Annotated in this window: 13 protein-coding genes; 4 read left to right on the forward strand and 9 right to left on the reverse strand. The window is 75.0% G+C overall.

Going from position 1 to position 16,604, the window contains the following annotated elements; translation table 11 throughout:
* Positions 1-13: 13 nt before the first annotated feature.
* Entirely contained in the window at positions 14-1,519 is a 1,506-nt protein-coding gene (locus B8281_RS07495; RefSeq protein WP_085387377.1) for an NAD(P)/FAD-dependent oxidoreductase, read from the forward strand.
* Positions 1,520-1,565: 46 nt separating this feature from the next.
* Here B8281_RS07495 and B8281_RS07500 read toward each other — a convergent pair whose 3' ends face one another.
* The gene (locus B8281_RS07500) at positions 1,566-3,035 is read right to left on the reverse strand and encodes a glycoside hydrolase family 15 (RefSeq protein WP_232322711.1); all 1,470 of its coding nucleotides are present in this window, start codon (positions 3,033-3,035) and stop codon (positions 1,566-1,568) included.
* Positions 3,036-3,324: 289 nt separating this feature from the next.
* Here B8281_RS07500 and groL point away from each other — a divergent pair, with 289 nt between their 5' ends.
* Positions 3,325-4,950: a chaperonin GroEL gene (gene groL / locus B8281_RS07505; protein ID WP_031315159.1), complete on the forward strand. Its 1,626-nt coding sequence runs from the start codon at positions 3,325-3,327 to the stop codon at positions 4,948-4,950.
* A gap of 108 nt (positions 4,951-5,058) precedes the next feature.
* On the opposite strand, the gene B8281_RS07510 is transcribed toward groL, so the two are convergent.
* The 4 genes from B8281_RS07510 to B8281_RS07525 all read right to left on the reverse strand — a co-directional run bounded on the left by B8281_RS07510 (position 5,059) and on the right by B8281_RS07525 (position 8,866).
* Positions 5,059-5,352, reverse strand: a complete 294-nt coding sequence (locus B8281_RS07510; protein ID WP_085387379.1) for a WXG100 family type VII secretion target — start codon at positions 5,350-5,352, stop codon at positions 5,059-5,061.
* A 126-nt stretch (positions 5,353-5,478) separates the two neighbouring features.
* Entirely contained in the window at positions 5,479-6,210 is a 732-nt protein-coding gene (locus tag B8281_RS07515) for a hypothetical protein (RefSeq protein WP_021479889.1), read from the reverse strand.
* Positions 6,211-6,443: 233 nt separating this feature from the next.
* Positions 6,444-8,132: a cell wall metabolism sensor histidine kinase WalK gene (locus B8281_RS07520; RefSeq protein WP_085387380.1), complete on the reverse strand. Its 1,689-nt coding sequence runs from the start codon at positions 8,130-8,132 to the stop codon at positions 6,444-6,446.
* Entirely contained in the window at positions 8,129-8,866 is a 738-nt protein-coding gene (locus B8281_RS07525) for a response regulator transcription factor (RefSeq protein ID WP_085387381.1), read from the reverse strand. The genes B8281_RS07520 and B8281_RS07525 overlap by 4 nt, the downstream gene beginning before the upstream one ends.
* A 155-nt stretch (positions 8,867-9,021) precedes the next feature.
* Between B8281_RS07525 and B8281_RS07530 the strand changes: the two genes are divergently transcribed.
* Positions 9,022-10,251 carry a winged helix DNA-binding domain-containing protein gene (locus B8281_RS07530; protein WP_085388664.1) on the forward strand — a complete coding sequence of 410 codons (1,230 nt, stop codon included), beginning with the start codon at positions 9,022-9,024 and terminating at the stop codon, positions 10,249-10,251.
* A 25-nt stretch (positions 10,252-10,276) separates the two neighbouring features.
* On the opposite strand, the gene B8281_RS07535 is transcribed toward B8281_RS07530, so the two are convergent.
* On the reverse strand, positions 10,277-10,876 hold the full coding sequence (locus B8281_RS07535) for an NYN domain-containing protein (protein ID WP_061268040.1): 600 nt from the start codon (positions 10,874-10,876) through the stop codon (positions 10,277-10,279).
* Positions 10,877-10,991: 115 nt separating this feature from the next.
* Here B8281_RS07535 and B8281_RS07540 point away from each other — a divergent pair, with 115 nt between their 5' ends.
* Complete coding sequence (locus B8281_RS07540) at positions 10,992-11,756, forward strand: type 1 glutamine amidotransferase (protein WP_232322712.1); 765 nt, start codon at positions 10,992-10,994, stop codon at positions 11,754-11,756.
* Positions 11,757-11,768: 12 nt separating this feature from the next.
* Here the strand turns inward: B8281_RS07540 and B8281_RS07545 are convergent, their stop codons facing one another.
* The 3 genes from B8281_RS07545 to B8281_RS07555 form a co-directional block, all read right to left on the reverse strand.
* Complete coding sequence (locus B8281_RS07545) at positions 11,769-12,572, reverse strand: PspA/IM30 family protein (RefSeq protein WP_051028097.1); 804 nt, start codon at positions 12,570-12,572, stop codon at positions 11,769-11,771.
* An 89-nt stretch (positions 12,573-12,661) separates the two neighbouring features.
* Positions 12,662-14,707 carry a TPM domain-containing protein gene (locus tag B8281_RS19960; RefSeq protein WP_085387382.1) on the reverse strand — a complete coding sequence of 682 codons (2,046 nt, stop codon included), beginning with the start codon at positions 14,705-14,707 and terminating at the stop codon, positions 12,662-12,664.
* Between the two features lie 155 nt (positions 14,708-14,862).
* A complete protein-coding gene (locus B8281_RS07555) occupies positions 14,863-16,542 on the reverse strand; it encodes a DNA repair helicase XPB (RefSeq protein ID WP_085387383.1) in 1,680 nt (559 codons plus the stop codon).
* Between the last annotated feature and the right edge of the window lie 62 nt (positions 16,543-16,604).

A 16,604-nucleotide genomic window follows, 5' to 3' on the forward strand; every position in this document is an offset into this window, starting at 1 on the left:
CTCCGAGGGTCGCGTGACGGAGGATCTCGACGCCGTCGTCGTCGGTTCGGGCCCCAACGGCCTGGCCGCCGCCGTGACCCTCGCACGCGCCGGTCTCTCCGTGCGCGTGCTGGAGGCGCAGCCGACGTCGGGCGGCGGGGCCCGCACGCTCGACCTCGGGCTGGCCGACGGCGTCGTGCACGACGTCTGCTCGGCGGTGCACCCGATGGCGTGGGCCTCGCCGTTCTTCGAGGCGTTCGACCTCGGCGCGCGCGGCGTGGAGCTGCTCGCGCCGGAGGTCTCGTACGCACACCCCCTTGACGGGGGTCGTGCGGGCGTGGCCTATCACGACCTCGAGCGCACGGTCGAGCGGCTCGGGGTCGACGGCGCCGCCTGGCGCGCCTTGCTCGGCCCGCTCGCCGAGGGGTGGCGCGACGTCGTCGCGGTCGCTCTCGGTGACAAGCGCTCGGTGCCGGGGCGCGTGCTCACGCCGAGCGGCGCCGGTGTGACGGCCCGGTTCGGCGCGGCGGTGCTGGAGCAGGGGAGCCCCGCGTGGACGCGGCGCTTCCGCACCGACGAGGCCGGCGCGCTCCTCACGGGCGTCGCGGCGCACGCCATCTCGCGCCTCCCGTCGCTCGCCGCGGCCGGGACGGCGGTGCTGCTGGCGTCGCTCGGCCACGCGCCGGGCGGCTGGCCGCTGCCGCGCGGCGGCTCCGGCGCGATCGTCGCCGCGCTCGAGGACGACCTGCGCGCCCATGGGGGCGACGTCGTCACGGGCCACCGGGTCGGTTCGCTCGCCGACCTGCCGCGGGCCCGTGCCTACGTGTTCGACACGACGCCGCGCGTCGTCGCGGACGTGTTCGCGGACCGGCTCCCGCCGCGTGCGGAGGATGCGCTGCGCCGGTTCCGGCACGGCGACGCCGCCGCGAAGGTCGACCTCGTGCTCTCCGGGCCCGTGCCCTGGGCCGACCCGGAGGTGGGGCGCGCGGGGACCGTGCACCTCGGCGGGACGCGCGCCGAGATGGCGCGCAGCGAGGCCGACGTCGCGGCCGGTCGCCACGCCGCCCGGCCCGTGGTGCTCGTGAGCGACCCGACCGTGGTCGACCCCGGGCGCGGGGCGGGCGGGCTGCGCCCGCTGTGGACCTACGCGCACGTGCCCGCCGGGTCGACGCGCGACGTGACGGAGGACGTCGTCGCGCAGGTCGAGCGGTTCGCGCCGGGCTTCCGGGACGTCGTCGTGGCGTCGCGCTGCGTGCCCGCGGCGGAGATGGCGGCGCACGACGAGAGCTACGTGGGCGGCGACATCGCGGGCGGTGCCGTGAGCATGTGGCAGATGGTCGCGCGGCCCACGCCCCGGTTCGACCCCTACGCCGTCGGGCTGGAGGGCGTCTACCTGTGCTCGGCGTCCACGCCGCCCGGGCCGGGCGTGCACGGCCTCGGGGGCTGGTACGCCGCGCAACGGGTGCTGAGGCGCGAGTTCGACGTGCGCGACGCGCCCGACCTGGCGCCCGTCGCGACGAGCGGCGCGACCACCCGGTAGCCCCGGCGCGCCGGCCGCGGCGGACCGGGAGAGCCCAGGAGGACCGTCAGCCCGCGCCGCCCGGCGTGCCCTGGTTGCCGAGCTCCACGAGCGCGAGCACGACGAGCGCGGAGCTCCACGACAGCGGCGCGACGGCGGCGGGCGAGCCGTCGGCGAGGACCTTCTCCGGGATGGCCCCGGACGCGGTGCGGTGGTCGTCGACCCAGCGGAGCCACTCCTCGGCGTCGGCGCGGTCCTCGGGGTCGGACGACGACGCCGCCGCCAGCGCGTACAGCGTGGTCTGGGGGGTCCACGAGATGCCGTCGGCGCGCCAGCCCGCGCCCGGCGCGAGCCCGCCGGCCGGGCGCAGCATCTCGCGCACGGACGCGCGCCAGGCCTCGTCCGCCCCGGCGAGCGGCTCCGGCTGGAACGGCGGCAGCACGAACGCGGTCGAGGCGTCGCGCGCGCCGCCCGTGACGTGGCGCGGGTAGCCCTGGGACCCGAACGAGCGCTCGACCGCCATGCGCAGACGGGCGGCGGCGAGGGTCGCCTCGTGCGCGCGCGGCGCCTCGCCCGCGGCCGCGTACACGTCCGCCGCGGCCTCCAGGCCCGCGAGCAGCGGTCCGGCGGTCCCGAGCGTGAGGGACGTGGGCTCGACCTCCCAGTAGTCGCTCGACGGCGGCGGCAGCGGGTCCTCGCCGTCGACGAGCCCGAGCGCGTGGTCCGTCGCGGCGTCGACCAGCGGGCGCAGCTCGGCGGCCACCTCGGGGCGGTCCGCGGCGGGCGTCTCCTCCAGCACGACGTCGGTGGCCCACAGGACCCAGCCGACGCCGTCGGACTGGATGCCCCGGTCGTCCGGGACCCCCGACCCGTCGGGGAGGTAGCGCGCGTGGAACGAGCCGTCGTCCTCCTGGACCCGGGCGAGGAAGCCGAGGACGGCGCGCGCGTCGTCGACGTGACCGGTGCGTGCGAACGCCGCCGCGGTGAACGACGCGTCGCGCGGCCACACGTAGCGCCACCTGGGCGACGGCGCGGCGAGGGCGGCGCCGTCGTCGAGCGTCAGCGCGCGCAGGTCGAGGAGGGCCGCCTCGCCGAGCGCGGCGAACGGCCCGCCTGTCCCCGGTACGACGCCGGACGCGAGCCAGGCCCGCGACGCGGTGGCGGTCTGGTGGGCGAGACCGGGGTCGAGGAGGGCCGTCGCGTCGAGGCGCGCCCCGGCGACCTGCGCGAGCCGGTCCGCCTCGCCGTCCGCGGGGTCGACGCCCGCGGCGAGCGCGCCGGGGTCGAGCGCCGCCGGGTCGAGCACGCGGCTGCCCTCGAGGTAGGTCGCGCCCACGCCGGGCGCGAGGCGCAGCACCGCGGGGCCGCCGTCGGGCCCGGTCGTCACCGCGACGCCGTCCTGGTAGAGGTCGATGTGCTCGCCCGAGGGCGCCGCGACCGCGGTCGCGGCGGTCAGGCCGAGGGCAGGGACCAGCACGAAGCCGGCCAGGGCTGCGAGGGGGCGCCACGACGGTGTTGCGCGGATCACACCGCGCATCCTAGAGCGAGCCGCGCGGCGCTCGGTTTCGCCCCTCGCGATACGCGGCGGCGTGGCGCGCCGCTGTCTTGCACTCGCACCGTGCGAGTGCCAATAATGGCGTTAGCACTCTCGTCACGAGAGTGACAGAAGTGACCAGCGCAGGCAGCCGCTCAGGCGGCTGCGGCGCAACCCACCAGGTCGACAGGTGAGGCCCGCCCTGGCGGCGTGACATGAACGCCGCCGTCGTGGGCCGTCCGTCGCGGGCGCCGGCCGACCGCCATACGCCACCAGCGGAGGATCATTCCCCATGGCCAAGATCATCGCCTTCGACGAGGAGGCTCGTCGGAGCATGGAGCGCGGGCTCAACACGCTCGCCGACACCGTCAAGGTCACCCTCGGCCCCAAGGGCCGCAACGTCGTGCTCGACAAGAAGTGGGGCGCGCCGACCATCACGAACGACGGCGTCTCCATCGCCAAGGAGATCGAGCTCGAGGACCCGTACGAGAAGATCGGTGCGGAGCTCGTCAAGGAGGTCGCCAAGAAGACCGACGACGTCGCGGGTGACGGCACGACCACCGCGACCGTGCTCGCCCAGGCGCTCGTGCGCGAGGGCCTGCGTGTCGTCGCGGCCGGCGCCAACCCGATCGCCGTCAAGCGCGGCATCGAGAAGGCCGTCGACGCGGTGACGGAGCAGCTGCTCAACGCCGCGAAGGACATCGAGACCAAGGAGGAGATCGCCGCCACGGCCGCCATCTCCGCCGGCGACCCCGCGATCGGCGAGCTCATCGCCGAGGCCCTCGACAAGGTGGGCAAGGAGGGCGTCATCACGGTCGAGGAGTCGAACACGTTCGGCCTCGAGCTCGAGCTCACCGAGGGCATGCGCTTCGACAAGGGCTTCCTCGCGCGCTACTTCGAGACGGACCCCGAGCGCCAGGAGGCCGTGCTCGAGGACCCGTACGTCCTCATCGTCGAGTCCAAGATCTCGAACGTGAAGGACCTGCTCCCGGTCCTCGACCAGGTCATGAAGGCCGGCCGCTCGCTCCTCATCATCGCCGAGGACGTCGAGGGCGAGGCGCTCGCGACCCTGGTGCTCAACAAGATCCGTGGCACGTTCAAGTCCGTCGCCGTCAAGGCCCCGGGCTTCGGCGACCGCCGCAAGGCCATGCTCCAGGACATCGCGATCCTCACCGGCGGCCAGGTCATCACCGAGACGGTGGGCCTCAAGCTCGAGAACGCGACGCTGGACCTGCTCGGCCAGGCGCGCAAGGTCGTCGTCACGAAGGACGAGACCACGATCGTCGAGGGCGCGGGCGACGCCGACCTGATCCAGGGTCGCGTCAACCAGATCCGTGGCGAGATCGAGAAGTCGGACTCCGACTACGACCGCGAGAAGCTCCAGGAGCGCCTCGCGAAGCTCGCCGGCGGCGTGGCCGTCATCAAGGCGGGTGCCGCGACGGAGGTCGAGCTCAAGGAGCGCAAGCACCGCATCGAGGACGCCGTCCGCAACGCGAAGGCTGCCGTCGAGGAGGGCATCGTCGCTGGTGGTGGCGTCGCGCTCATCCAGGCCGGTGCCGTGGCGTTCGAGAAGCTCGAGCTCGAGGGCGACGAGGCGACCGGTGCGCAGATCGTGCGCGCCGCGATCGACGCCCCGCTCAAGCAGATCGCGGTCAACGCGGGCCTCGAGGGTGGCGTCGTGGCGGAGAAGGTGCGCAACCTCCCGTCGGGCCAGGGCCTCAACGCCGCGACCGGTGTGTACGAGGACCTCCTCGCCGCCGGAGTGAACGACCCGGTCAAGGTCACGCGCTCCGCGCTGCAGAACGCCGCCTCCATCGCGGCGCTGTTCCTCACGACCGAGGCCGTCGTGGCCGACAAGCCGGAGAAGGCCGCCCCCGCGGGCGACCCGACCGGTGGCATGGGCGGCATGGACTTCTGAGCCGACCCGCCTCCCCTCACGGGGAGTCGTAGGACACCGAAGGCCGTCGGCCGGGTTCGCCCGGCCGGCGGCCTTCGTCGTGCCCTGAAGAGAGCTCCCGGGCGGGGCCTACCGCGCCGTGAACAGGCGCGTGGCCTGCGACTCGGCGTCGGCGTAGGTCTGCGCGGCGGCGCCGAGCGCGGCCGTGATGTCGTCGAGCGCGACCTCGACCTGGGTCTGCGTCGTCTGCCACTGCGCCATGACGCCCGTGAACGACGTCGCCGCCCCACCACGCCACGACGTCTGCAGGTCCGTGAGGTGCCGCATCATGGCGCCGACCTCCGCACGGATCGCCGTGACCGACCCGTGCACCGCGGCGCTCGCCTGCGCGACGCGCGCGCTGTCCACCTCGTACCGGCTCATCCGAACCTCCGTCGTCCCTCGGCCCGCGGGCCGTCCCTCGCCCCGGTGAGCACCGGGGCGTGGCGACGACGGTAGGCGGACCTCCCCGGGTCCGGAGGGGCGGCGGTCAGGCCTGTGGACGGCGGTTCAGGCGCCGGAGGCTGGGGACGCCGTCGACGCCTCCGCGAGCTTGGCCTGCTCCTTGCGCAGGCGCTGGAGCTCCGCGTCGAGGTTCTGCCGCGCGGCCTCCTCCCAGGCCGCGCCGAGCGGGCTCGAGAAGAGCGTGCGCCGGTCGAGCAGCTTCGTGAGGATCGCGATGCGGGCGCGCACGTAGTCGGGCTTGGGGATGTGCGCGTACTCGTCGCGCACGTCCTTGAGGTACTCCTTGTAGCGCTGCGGCTCGGCCGCGAGCATCGCGAGGTCGGCGTCGCACAGGACCGCGCAGTCGAAGTCGGAGGCGTCCGGGGCGTGGCGGACGAGCGCGTTGACGAGGTGCGCGACGCGCCGCACCGCGGGCTCGGGGACGCCGAGCCGCGTGAGCTCGGCGACGGCGAGCGCGGCGCTCGCGGTCTCGTCCTCGCCGCCCTTGTTGGCGTAGGTCGCGCGGCCCTTCGCGTCGAAGATGGCGCCGTGGTACCAGGCCGCGAGCCGGACGAGGTCGGGGTCGTGCGTCTCCTGCGAGAGCTCGTCGACCCGGCCCAGGACGTCGGCCAGGTGGCGCAGGTTGTGGAAGTGGCGTCCCGGCTGGTCCCAGCGGTCGAGGAGCCCCTGCCCGACGGCGCGGATCTCGTCGTCCGGGGCGGTCGCCCCGGCGCCCCGGGCGCTGCGGACGAACGAGGAGAGGAACCACTGCGGTGCGTCGGCGCTGTTGACGCCCATGAACTTCAGCCTTCTTCGACGGAGACGAGCAGGACGGAGGTCGTCGTCGCCGGGCGTGCTGCCCGGCGCGGAGGCCCCCGCGTCGCCGCGCGGCCTCGTCTTCAGCCTAGGTCTCGCGGGACGACCCGCCATCGTAGCCCCAGTCGGCGGCGCGTCGGGACGCCCCGGCGGGCTCCCACGCGACGTCGCGGACGGTCGTCGACGAACCCGCAGGTCGGGCGGGGTGCGGGCCGTCAGGAGCCGAGCGGGAGGTCCACGCGGACGGTGAGCCCGCCGCCCGGCGTCTCACGGACCGACACGCGGCCGCGGTGCGCCCCGACGATCGCGGCGACGATCGCCAGACCGAGCCCGGACCCGCCGGACGAGCGGTTGCGCGACGTGTCCGCCCGGTAGAACCGCTCGAACAGACGGCCCCGTTGGGTCGTCGGGACGCCCGGGCCGTGGTCGCGGACCTCGAGCACCGCGACGTCGCGCGCGGCGTCGCCGGCCGGGGCGCCGCTCCCGCCCGCGCCGTCGCCCGACGGCGCGTCGTCGGACCGGGGCGCAGGCGCCGCACCGAGCGCGATCTCCACCGGCGTGCCCGACGGCGTGTGGCGCGCGACGTTCCCGACGAGGTTGGCGAGCACCTGCCGCAGCCGGTCCTCGTCGCCCACGACGCGCAGCGACGCCGGCGCGTCCGCGCCCGGCGCGAGCCCGACGACCCGCACGTCGCGCGCGGGGTCGAGCGCGTGCAGGTCCTGCGCGGAGTCCCGTGCGAGGGAGACGAGGTCGACCGGCTCGTGGCGCAGCGGCCGGCCCTCGTCGAGCCGCGCCAGGGCGAGCAGGTCGTTGACGAGCGTGCCCATGCGGGTCGCCGAGTCCTCGATGCGGCCCATCGTGTCGTCGACCTTGTCCGGGGTGTCGAGCGCGCCCATGCGGTACAGCTCGCCGTAGCCGCGGATCGTCGCGAGCGGCGTGCGCAGCTCGTGGCTCGCGTCCGAGACGAAGCGCCGCATCCGTTCCTCCGACGCCTCCTGGACGGCGAACGCCTCCTCGATCTGGGTGAGCATCGCGTTGAGCGACGCCGCGAGCGAGCCGACCTCCGTCGTCGGCGGCGCGGGGCGCACGCGACGCGACAGGTCGCCCGCGGCGATGTCGGCGGCGGTCTCCTCGATCTCGCGCAGCGGGCGCAGCGCGCGGTGGACCGCGAGGTAGGCGACCGCGCCGCCGACCAGCGCGATGCCCAGCGCGGACAGCGCGAGCGCGCGACCGAGCACCTTGACCGTCTCGTGGATGCCCGTGAGCGGCAGGGCGACGAAGACGGTCCCGGCCTGCTGGCCGTCCACGAAGAGGAACCTCCCGACCACGCGCCACTGCGCCGGGTCGGACCCTCCGACGGACCGCACCGTGAAGGGCTCGCCCGCGAGGCGCTCGATCTCCTGGTCGGACAGCGCCGGGATGTCCGGCTTCCCGTACCGCGACACGGTCTCGCCCCAGCCGATGCCTCTCTCGGCACCCGACGACTCCCGCAGCAGCACGAAGTACTCGCTGGGGATCTGGCTCGCGGTCTCGGGGTTGCTGAGCAGCGAGGAGCGGGCGACGGTCGTCGCCGACCCCTGGAGGTCCTGGTCGACCTGCTCGACGAGGTAGCTCGACACGACCGTCGTCGTCACGACCGAGGCCAGCCCGAGCCCCGCCGCGAGCAGGAGCACGGTGATCGCGACGAGGCGCGCGCGCAGCGGCACGCGCGCGAACCAGCCCCACCCCTCGGTGGGGACGGGCCGGCCGAAGGGGCGCTCCGCCGTCGGGCCGTCGGGGACGGGTGCGGACGTCGCGCGCTCGCCCGACGGAGCGCGGCCGGGCTGCGAGGCCGCCCCGGGGGGCGGGGGAGGGGGCGGGACCGGCGGGGACCCGGCCGCCGTGCGGTCGGGGCCGGCCGTCATGACGCCGCGGGCGGCTGGCGCAGCAGGTAGCCGACGCCGCGCTTGGTGTGGATGAGCGGCGGGAGGGTCACGGGCTCGCCGTCCGGGCCGGGCACGGTGAGGTTGTCGATCTTGCGGCGCAGGTAGGAGATGTACGACTCGACGATGTTCGCGTCGCCGCCCCAGTCGTACTGCCACACGTGGTCGAGGATCTGCGCCTTGGACAGCACGCGGCCCGCGTTGAGCATGAGGTAGCGCAGCAGCTTGAACTCGGTGGGGGACAGGTCGATGTCGACGCCGGCGCGGCGGACCTCGTGCGAGTCCTCGTCCATCTCGAGGTCGGCGAAGCGCAGGACCGCGTCGTCGACCGGCTCGGCGTGCGTGCGGCGCAGCACGGCCCGGATGCGCGCCACGACCTCCTCCAGGCTGAAGGGCTTCGTCACGTAGTCGTCGCCGCCCACGGTGAGCCCCGTGACCTTGTCGCGCGTGTCGTCCTTCGCGGTGAGGAAGACGACGGGCGTGTGCTGGCCCTTCTCGCGCAGGCGGCGGGTCACGGTGAACCCGTCCATGTCGGGGAGCATCACGTCGAGCACGACGAGGTCGGGCTCGACGTCGCGCACGAGCCGCAGGGCGCTCTGCCCGTCCGCGGCGGCGTGCACCTCGAACCCGGCGAAGCGCAGGGACGTGGCCAGCAGCTCGCGGATGTTCGGCTCGTCGTCGACGACGACGAGGCGTGCCTCGGGGGTGGTGCTCATACGTCCAGTGTGCTCCCGCGGTCTGGGAGACGCCTGGGAACGTGCTCGACCCCGGCGGCACCGGGCGCGACGCCGGCGCCCGGCCGGGCGCGACGCCCGGCCGGGCGCGACGCCCGGCCGGGCGCCCGTGGGTGGTCCGGGGCAGGATGGCCGCCGTGCGGATCACGGTGGACCAGAGGCGGCGTCGGCTCGTCGCGCAGCAGCTCGCGCTCGCCGCGGACCTGCCCGGCAGACCGGCGGCCCGGAGCCCGGAGGACGTCGTCGACCGGCTGCTCGCGCTGCACGCGACCGACGCCCCGAGCGTCTACCTGTCGGTGCTCGCGCGGGTCCCCGGCCTCGTGCTCGACGACGTCCGGGACGCCGTCTTCCGGCGGCGCTCGCTCGTCAAGGTGCTCGCCATGCGACGCACGATGTTCGTCGTGCGCCGCGAGACGGTGCCCGTCGTGCACGCGGCGGCGGCCCTCGCCGTCGCGCGACGGCTGCGCACGCGCCTGCTCAAGGAGCTCGCGACCCTGCCCACGGACCCGCCCGTCGACGACGCCGCGACCTTCCTCGCCGCGGTCGAGGCCCAGGTGCACGCGGCGCTCGCCGAGCACGGCCCGCTCGACGGCGCGAGCCTGTCGCGGGCCGCGCCGCTGCTGCGCACGGCGTTCCTGCCCACGACCACCAAGACGTGGGACGTGCGCCGCACCATGACGTCCCCGCTGCTCTCGCTGCTCTCCGCCGAGGGCGTGGTGGTGCGCGGCGAGCCGCGGGGCACGTGGTCGTCCAACCGGCACGTCTGGTCACCCGTCGAGGACTGGTTCCCGGGCGGCATCCCCGTGCTCGACGAGGCCGCGGCGCGCACCGCGCTGGCGCGGGCCTGGCTCGACGTGTTCGGGCCCGCGACGGTCGAGGACCTCGTGTGGTGGACCGGCTGGAACCGCCGCGACACGCGCGCGGCGCTCGCGGGTCTCGACGTCGTCGAAGTGGAGGTCGAGGTCGGTGCGGCGGGCGGCGAGGACGCCCGCCCCGGCATCATGCTGCGGGGCACGGACCTGCCCGGCCCGGACGAGGTGCCGATCGAGGGCCGCGTCGCGCTCCTGCCGTCGCTCGACCCGACGACGATGGGCTGGACCGCGCGCGACTGGTACCTCGGGGCGCACAAGGCCGCCGTCTTCGACACGATCGGCAACGCGGGCGCGACCGTCTGGTGGGAGGGCCGGATCGTCGGGGCCTGGGTCGTGCGGCCGGGCGGCGAGCCCGCGTGGCGGCTCCTCGACGACGTCGGCGCCGACGGCGAGCGGGCCGTCGCGGCCGAGGCCGAGCGGATCGCCGGGCTCCTCGGCGGCGACGGCGTGACGGCGTCGTTCCCGACGCCGCTGTACCGCGAGCTCCACGCGTGAGCGACGGAGCCCGCGGTACGGGCGGTCAGAGGTAGCGCATCGGGTCGAACTCGTCGAGCGGGATGATCCGCACGCGCGGCAGCACGGCCGTGAACGCGCCCGCGTGGTCCTCGAGGTCGAAGATCTCGAGACCGCGGCCCGTGAGCTCGGTGAGGCGCACGTTGACGAACTCGCGGAACGCGAGGACGCCCACGCGGCGGTCCTTGTCGTCGAGCAGCGTCTCGACCTGGGGCAGGAAGTCGCCGTCGTGGCTCGCGAGGAGCACGTCGCCCGGCTGGCCGGCGATCGCGTCCAGCATGCGCTGGATACCGATGTCGACGACCTTCTCGTTGCTCGACCCCGACAGCGGGATCGGGCGGTAGCCCATCGCGAGCAGCGCCTGCACGAACGACATCGGCATCTGGCCCGACGACGCGTTGAGGAAGAACAGGGGCGTGACGTCCTGGCCCCAGGCCTGGCGCGCGAAGTCCACGATGCGGTCCCAGCGCGGCCGCTCCTCCGGGGCGGGGCGGTGGCCGAGGACGTTCATGCCGAGCGTCGCGTCGATGTTCTCGCCGTCGACGACGAGGTAGGTGCGGCGCGGCGTCGTCAGCGCTCGGCCGTCGGAGGTCTGGAGGTCGGACATGCCGGTCAGCCTATCCGCGCGCGACCCGCCGCGCTCCGTCCCGGTGCGCCCGCCGCACTGTCCACGACGTGGGTGTTTGCGTCCTCCCACCCCCGAGTGGGTACCGTCAGGGTTCGTGACCACGCACGACACCGACGCCACGACCGCGACCGGGACCGTCCGGCTCACGGTCGTCGAGAACTCCCCGGACGTCACGCTCGACGCCTACGCCGACCTCCTCGACGCGGAGCTTCGCGTCGTCCGCGCGCACGAGGGTGAGCCCGTCCCCGCCGCGGACCGGCTCGACGAGCTCGGCGACGGCCTCGTCGTCCTCGGGGGCCACGTGTCCGCGTACGACGACGCGCGCGCCCCCTGGCTGCCCGCCCTGCGCGAGACCCTCGTCGCCGCCGCGACGCAGGGCGTCCCCACGCTCGGGATCTGCCTCGGCGCGCAGCTCCTCGCCGTCGCGGGCGGGGGACAGGTGGCGGTCGCCGCCCCGCCCGGGCGCGAGGTCGGCGCGACCCGCGTCTTCTGGCGTGCCGAGGCGGACACCGACCCGGTGCTGGCGCCGCTCGCGACCGGCGACGACCCGGTGCGCTGCGTGACGAGCATGCACGGCGACGCGATCGTCGAGCTCCCGGACGGCGCCGTCTGGCTCGCGTCGTCGAACATGTACCCCTACCAGGCGTTCCGCCTCGGGTCCGCGCTCGGCGTCCAGTTCCACCCCGAGGCGTCGCGCGCCGGGTTCGCGGCCTGGTGCGACCGGTACGAGGACGTCGACACCGCTGCGGCCCTCGCCGGGTTCGACGACAACGCCCCCGCGCTGCTCGACGGCGGGCGCCGGCTCGCGGAGTCGTTCGTCACCGCGGTCCGGGTCAGCCGACGACGCGTCCCCGCCTGACCCGGACCGAGGTCACCAGTCGGTCGAGGGGGCGTCCTGGGTGGTCGTCCCGGAACCGATCGCGGGCGTGACCTGGGTGGGCGACACCTGCGCGGCAGGGGCGGAGCCCTGCTTGAGCGCGGCGAGGCGGGCCTCGATCTCGACGGCCTCGCCCGACGTCTCGAGCTCGGCGAACTGGGCGTCGATGCTCGACGCGGCGACCTCCGCCTGGCCGAGCGCCTGCGCCTCCTCGCGGCGGACGATCTCCTCGTAGCGGGAGAGCTCGCTCGTCGGGTCGAGCACGTTGATCGAGCTGAGCGCGCCCTGCACGGTCTGCTGCGCCTGCGCGCTCTTCTGCCGCGCCACGAGCGAGTCGCGCTTCGACTTCAGCTGACCGAGCTTGTCCTTCATCATCGCGAGGCCGGACTTGAGCTTCTCGACCGACTCGCGCTGCGACGCGATGAGCGGCTCGGCCTGGCGGACCTCGCTCTCGGCGGCGATCTGCTTGCCGAGCGCGATCTTCGCGAGGTTGTCGAACTTGTCGGCGTTCGCGGCGTCGCCCTGCTGGCGGTACCGGTCGGCCTGCGCCGACGCGGCCGCGGCCTTCTGGCCCCACTCCTGGACGGCGGCGACGTCCTCGTTGTAGTCCTGCTCGGCGAGGCGCAGGTTGCCGATGGTCTGCGCGACGGCCTGCTCCGCCTCGGCGATGTTGTTCGTGTAGTCGCGCACGAGCTGGTCCAGCATCTTCTGCGGGTCCTCGGCGCTGTCCAGGAGCGCGTTGATGTTCGCGCGCGCGAGCTGCGCGATCCGTCCGAAGATGCTCTGCTTCTCCGCCATGGTCGTCCCTCTCTGGTGAGCCGTCTGGTGCTGGTCGTGTCCGTCGTGCCGTCGTCCCGTGGTGCGGGGCGTCAAGGTGCCGCCCGTGCTCAGAAGCGTCCGCCGCGGCCGGAGCGTCCGCCCGACGACCGTCCGCCCGACCGTCCGCCGGAGCGTCCGCCGCCGAACCCGCCACCCCCGTAGCCGCCGCCGAAGCTGCCACCGCCGAACCCGCCCGAGCGTCCGCCGCCGCCCCCGCCGCGGAGGATGGAGTCGAGGAGGATCCCGCCGAGGACCATGCCCCCGACGTTGCTGCCGCCACCCCCGCCGAACCCACCAGCCTGGGACGACTGCCAGCTCGACGCGTCCTGCTGCGCGCGCTGGGCCGCGGACTGCGCCTGCGCGTCGGCCTGCTGCGCGCGCTGGAGCGCGGCGACCGGGTCGGTCGGCTGGAGCGCGCGCGCCTCGCCGAGCAGGCGGATCGCCTCCGCGAGCCGGGTCCGCGCCTCCGGGCCGACGGCGCCGCGCCGGGTCTCGATGAAGTCGTTCGTCGCGCGGACCTGCGAGTCGACGCGCGCGAGGGTCTCGCGCAGCAGCGCGTTCGCACGCGCCGCCTGCTCGGCACGCTCGCGGAACGGGGCGAGGACGGCGTCGAGCGCCGCCTCCGCGTCCGTGAGGCGACGGAGCGCGGCGAGCGGGTCGCCGCCGTCGCGCGCGGCCCCGGCGACCGCCACGGCGGCCTGCGCCTCCGCGAGCGCCGGCGCGACCGCGGGGTCCCCGGGGGCGAGCCGCCCCGCGTCCGCGATGTCGGACGTGATCGACGCGACGCCCCGGTCGAGGCGCGGACCGGACTCGGCGAGGTCGGTGCCCGCGCGGTCGACGGCGTCGAGCAGCGTCACCGCCTGCCCGACCGCGTTCTGCGCGGCCCGGGCGAGCGCGACGGCCGTCGCCCGGTCCTTCGAGGCGAGCGCCTCCCGACCGCGCGCCACCGACTCGCGCGCGCCCGCGAGGAGCGCCTGCGCCTGCTCGGGGTTCTGCGCGACGGACGCGAGCGCCGTCGACGGGTACGTGCGCCCGAGCGCCTCGAGCGTCGCGCGCGCGGGCTCGACGCGGGCGAACACCTCGGTCGCGCGCTGGTTGGTCTCGTCGAGCACCTGCGGCGCGCGGGCCTGCAGGTCGCGCAGCTCGTCGAACGTGCGCGACTGGGCGTCGAGCGAGTCCGCGACCTCGTCGCACAGGGCGACGATGCGCGCCATCATCTGCCGCGCCTGGGGCTCCGCCTCGGGCTGGTCGTCGTCGAGCTGCTGGCGCAGCGCGAACGCCTCCGCGACCCGCCGCTTGCCCTCGGCGAGCGCGGCGGAAAACTGCTGCGTCGCCTCGATCCCGAACTGCGCCTGCGCGAAGCCGAGCTCCTGCTCGGACGTCTTCACGGCGTCGTCGATCGCCACGAGGGCCGCGCTCGCGCGGCGGTCCAGCTCGGCCGTGGGCAGCGCCGCGAGCGGGTCGCCCGCCGGCCCGACGGCGGTCGCGAACCGGCGGCGTCGTCCCGCCGCTCGGGCGACCACCACGACCACGATCACGAGCACGCCGCCGACGAGCAGGACCCAGAACCACGACACGCCGCCCGAGCCCTGGCTCGCACCCCGCGCCACCTCCGCCGCCGCGATGGCCGCACCCGCCCAGTCGTCGGCACGCAGCTCGTCCTCCACGGCGGACGTGATCCGGTCCAGCTCGGCGTCCGACAGCGGGACGTTGTTGTCGTACGACAGCCCGTACCGCCGGTCCTGCGTCCCGACGGCCAGCAGCAGGTCGTCGACCCCCAGCCCTGACTGGTTCGCCGTCGCGTTCGCCCAGTCGACGCCGTCCATGCCGTCGAGGTCGTCCACGTACACGACGAAGAGCTGCAGGTCCGTGTCCTGGGCCAGGCGGTCGAGCGCCGCGCGCACGTCGTCCGTGCGGTCCCCGAGGACGCCGGACGGGTCGGTGATCTCGTCCGTCACGTCCATCGGCGGGACGGCGTGCGCGAGGCCCGCCGGGGCGACGAGGGCGACGCACGTCAGCAGCCCGACGAGCGTCGAGACGACGAGGGCGAGGAACGCGCGGGCGCCGCGGCCCCCGGCCGCGCGGGGGTGCCAGGGACGATCGGCCGTGCTCACGGGCCGATCCTTTCCCAGCCGCCCAGGACCCGCAATCGGTGCCGCGGGGCCCTCGGTCACTGCACGGCGCCGGGGTCCTTCGTGTTCCTGGTCGGCCCTGGGCGTCGTTCCGTGCCGGGCGGGTGCTGCGCTCCTCCGTGGCGGGGCCCCACCCGTCACTGCACGACGCCCAGGTCCTCCGCGTCGACGATGCGATAGGCGTACCCCTGCTCCGCCAGGAACCGCTGGCGGTGCGCCGCGAAGTCCTGGTCCACCGTGTCGCGCGCGACGACGGCGTAGAAGTGCGCGGTGCGGCCGTCGGCCTTGGGGCGCATGACGCGACCGAGGCGCTGGGCCTCCTCCTGGCGCGACCCGAACGACCCGGAGACCTGGATCGCGACGGACGCCTCGGGTAGGTCGATGGAGAAGTTCGCGACCTTCGACACGACGAGCCGCGAGATCTCGCCCGTGCGGAACGCGTCGAACAGGCGCTGGCGCTCGCGGACCGTCGTCGCGCCCGTGATGAGCGGCGCGTCGAGGTGCTGCGACAGCTCCTCGAGCTGGTCGAGGTACTGGCCGATCACGAGCACCTGGTCGTCCGGGTGCTGCGCGACGATCTGCTCCACGACCCGGTTCTTGCCCGTGGCGGTCGCGGCGAGCCGGTACTTGTCCTCGGGCTCGGCGACGGCGTACGTCATGCGGTCGGACTCCGGCAGCGTGAGGCGTACCTCGACGCAGTCGGCGGGCGCGATGTAGCCCTGCGCCTCGATGTCCTTCCACGGGGCGTCGTACCGCTTGGGCCCGATGAGCGAGAACACCTCGTCCTCCCGGCCGTCCTCGCGCACGAGCGTCGCGGTGAGCCCGAGGCGGCGGCGCGCCTGCAGGTCCGCCGTCATGCGGAAGATCGGCGCGGGCAGCAGGTGCACCTCGTCGTACACGACGAGGCCCCAGTCGCGGGCGTCGAGCAGCTCGAGGTGCGTGTACACGCCCTTCCGCTTGGTCGTCAGCACCTGGTAGGTCGCGATCGTGACGGGCTTGATCTCCTTGCGCGCGCCGGAGTACTCGCCGATCTCGTCCTCGGTGAGCGTCGTGCGCCGCACGAGCTCGTCGCGCCACTGGCGCGCGCTCACCGTGTTCGTCACGAGGATGAGCGTCGTCGTCCCGGACCTCGCCATCGCACCCGCGCCGACGATCGTCTTGCCCGCGCCGCACGGCAGCACGACGACGCCGCTCCCGCCGTGCCAGAACCCGTCCACCGCCTGCGCCTGGTACGGGCGCATCTCCCACGGCTTCGGCTCCTCGCCCTCGGCGCGCGGCGGCGTCGTCGGGCTGAGCGCGATGGCGTGCTTCTCGCCGTCGACGTACCCGGCGAGGTCCTCGGCGGGCCAGCCGAGCTTCACGAGGACCTGCTTGAGGTGGCCGCGCTCGGACGGGTGCACGACGACGGTCGTGTCGTCGACCCGGTCGCCCACCAGCCCCGCGGTGCGCTTGGACTTGAGCACCTCGGCGAGGACGGCGCGGTCCGTCGCCTCGAGCACGAGCCCGTGCGTCGGGTGCTGCGCGAGCGTGAGCCGCCCGTACCGCGACATGGTCTCCGCGACGTCGATGAGCAGCGCGTGCGGCACCGGGTAGCGCGAGTACTCGATGAGCGTGTTGACGACCTGCTCGGCGTCGTGCCCGGCCGCGCGCGCGTTCCACAGGCCGAGCGGCGTGAGCCGGTAGGTGTGGACGTGCTCCGGGGCACGCTCGAGCTCGGCGAACGGCGCGATGGCCCGCCGCGCGTCGTCGGCACGGGGGTGGTCGACCTCGAGCAGGAGCGACTTGTCGCTCTGGACGATGAGAGGTCCGTCGGTCATGCGTTCTCCTTGCCGTGGGTGGCCGAGGGTCGTGCGGTCCGGTCGGTCGCCGGGCGGGCCGG

Source organism: Cellulosimicrobium sp. TH-20 (genome assembly GCF_002105775.1).
Lineage (GTDB): Bacteria > Actinomycetota > Actinomycetes > Actinomycetales > Cellulomonadaceae > Cellulosimicrobium > Cellulosimicrobium funkei.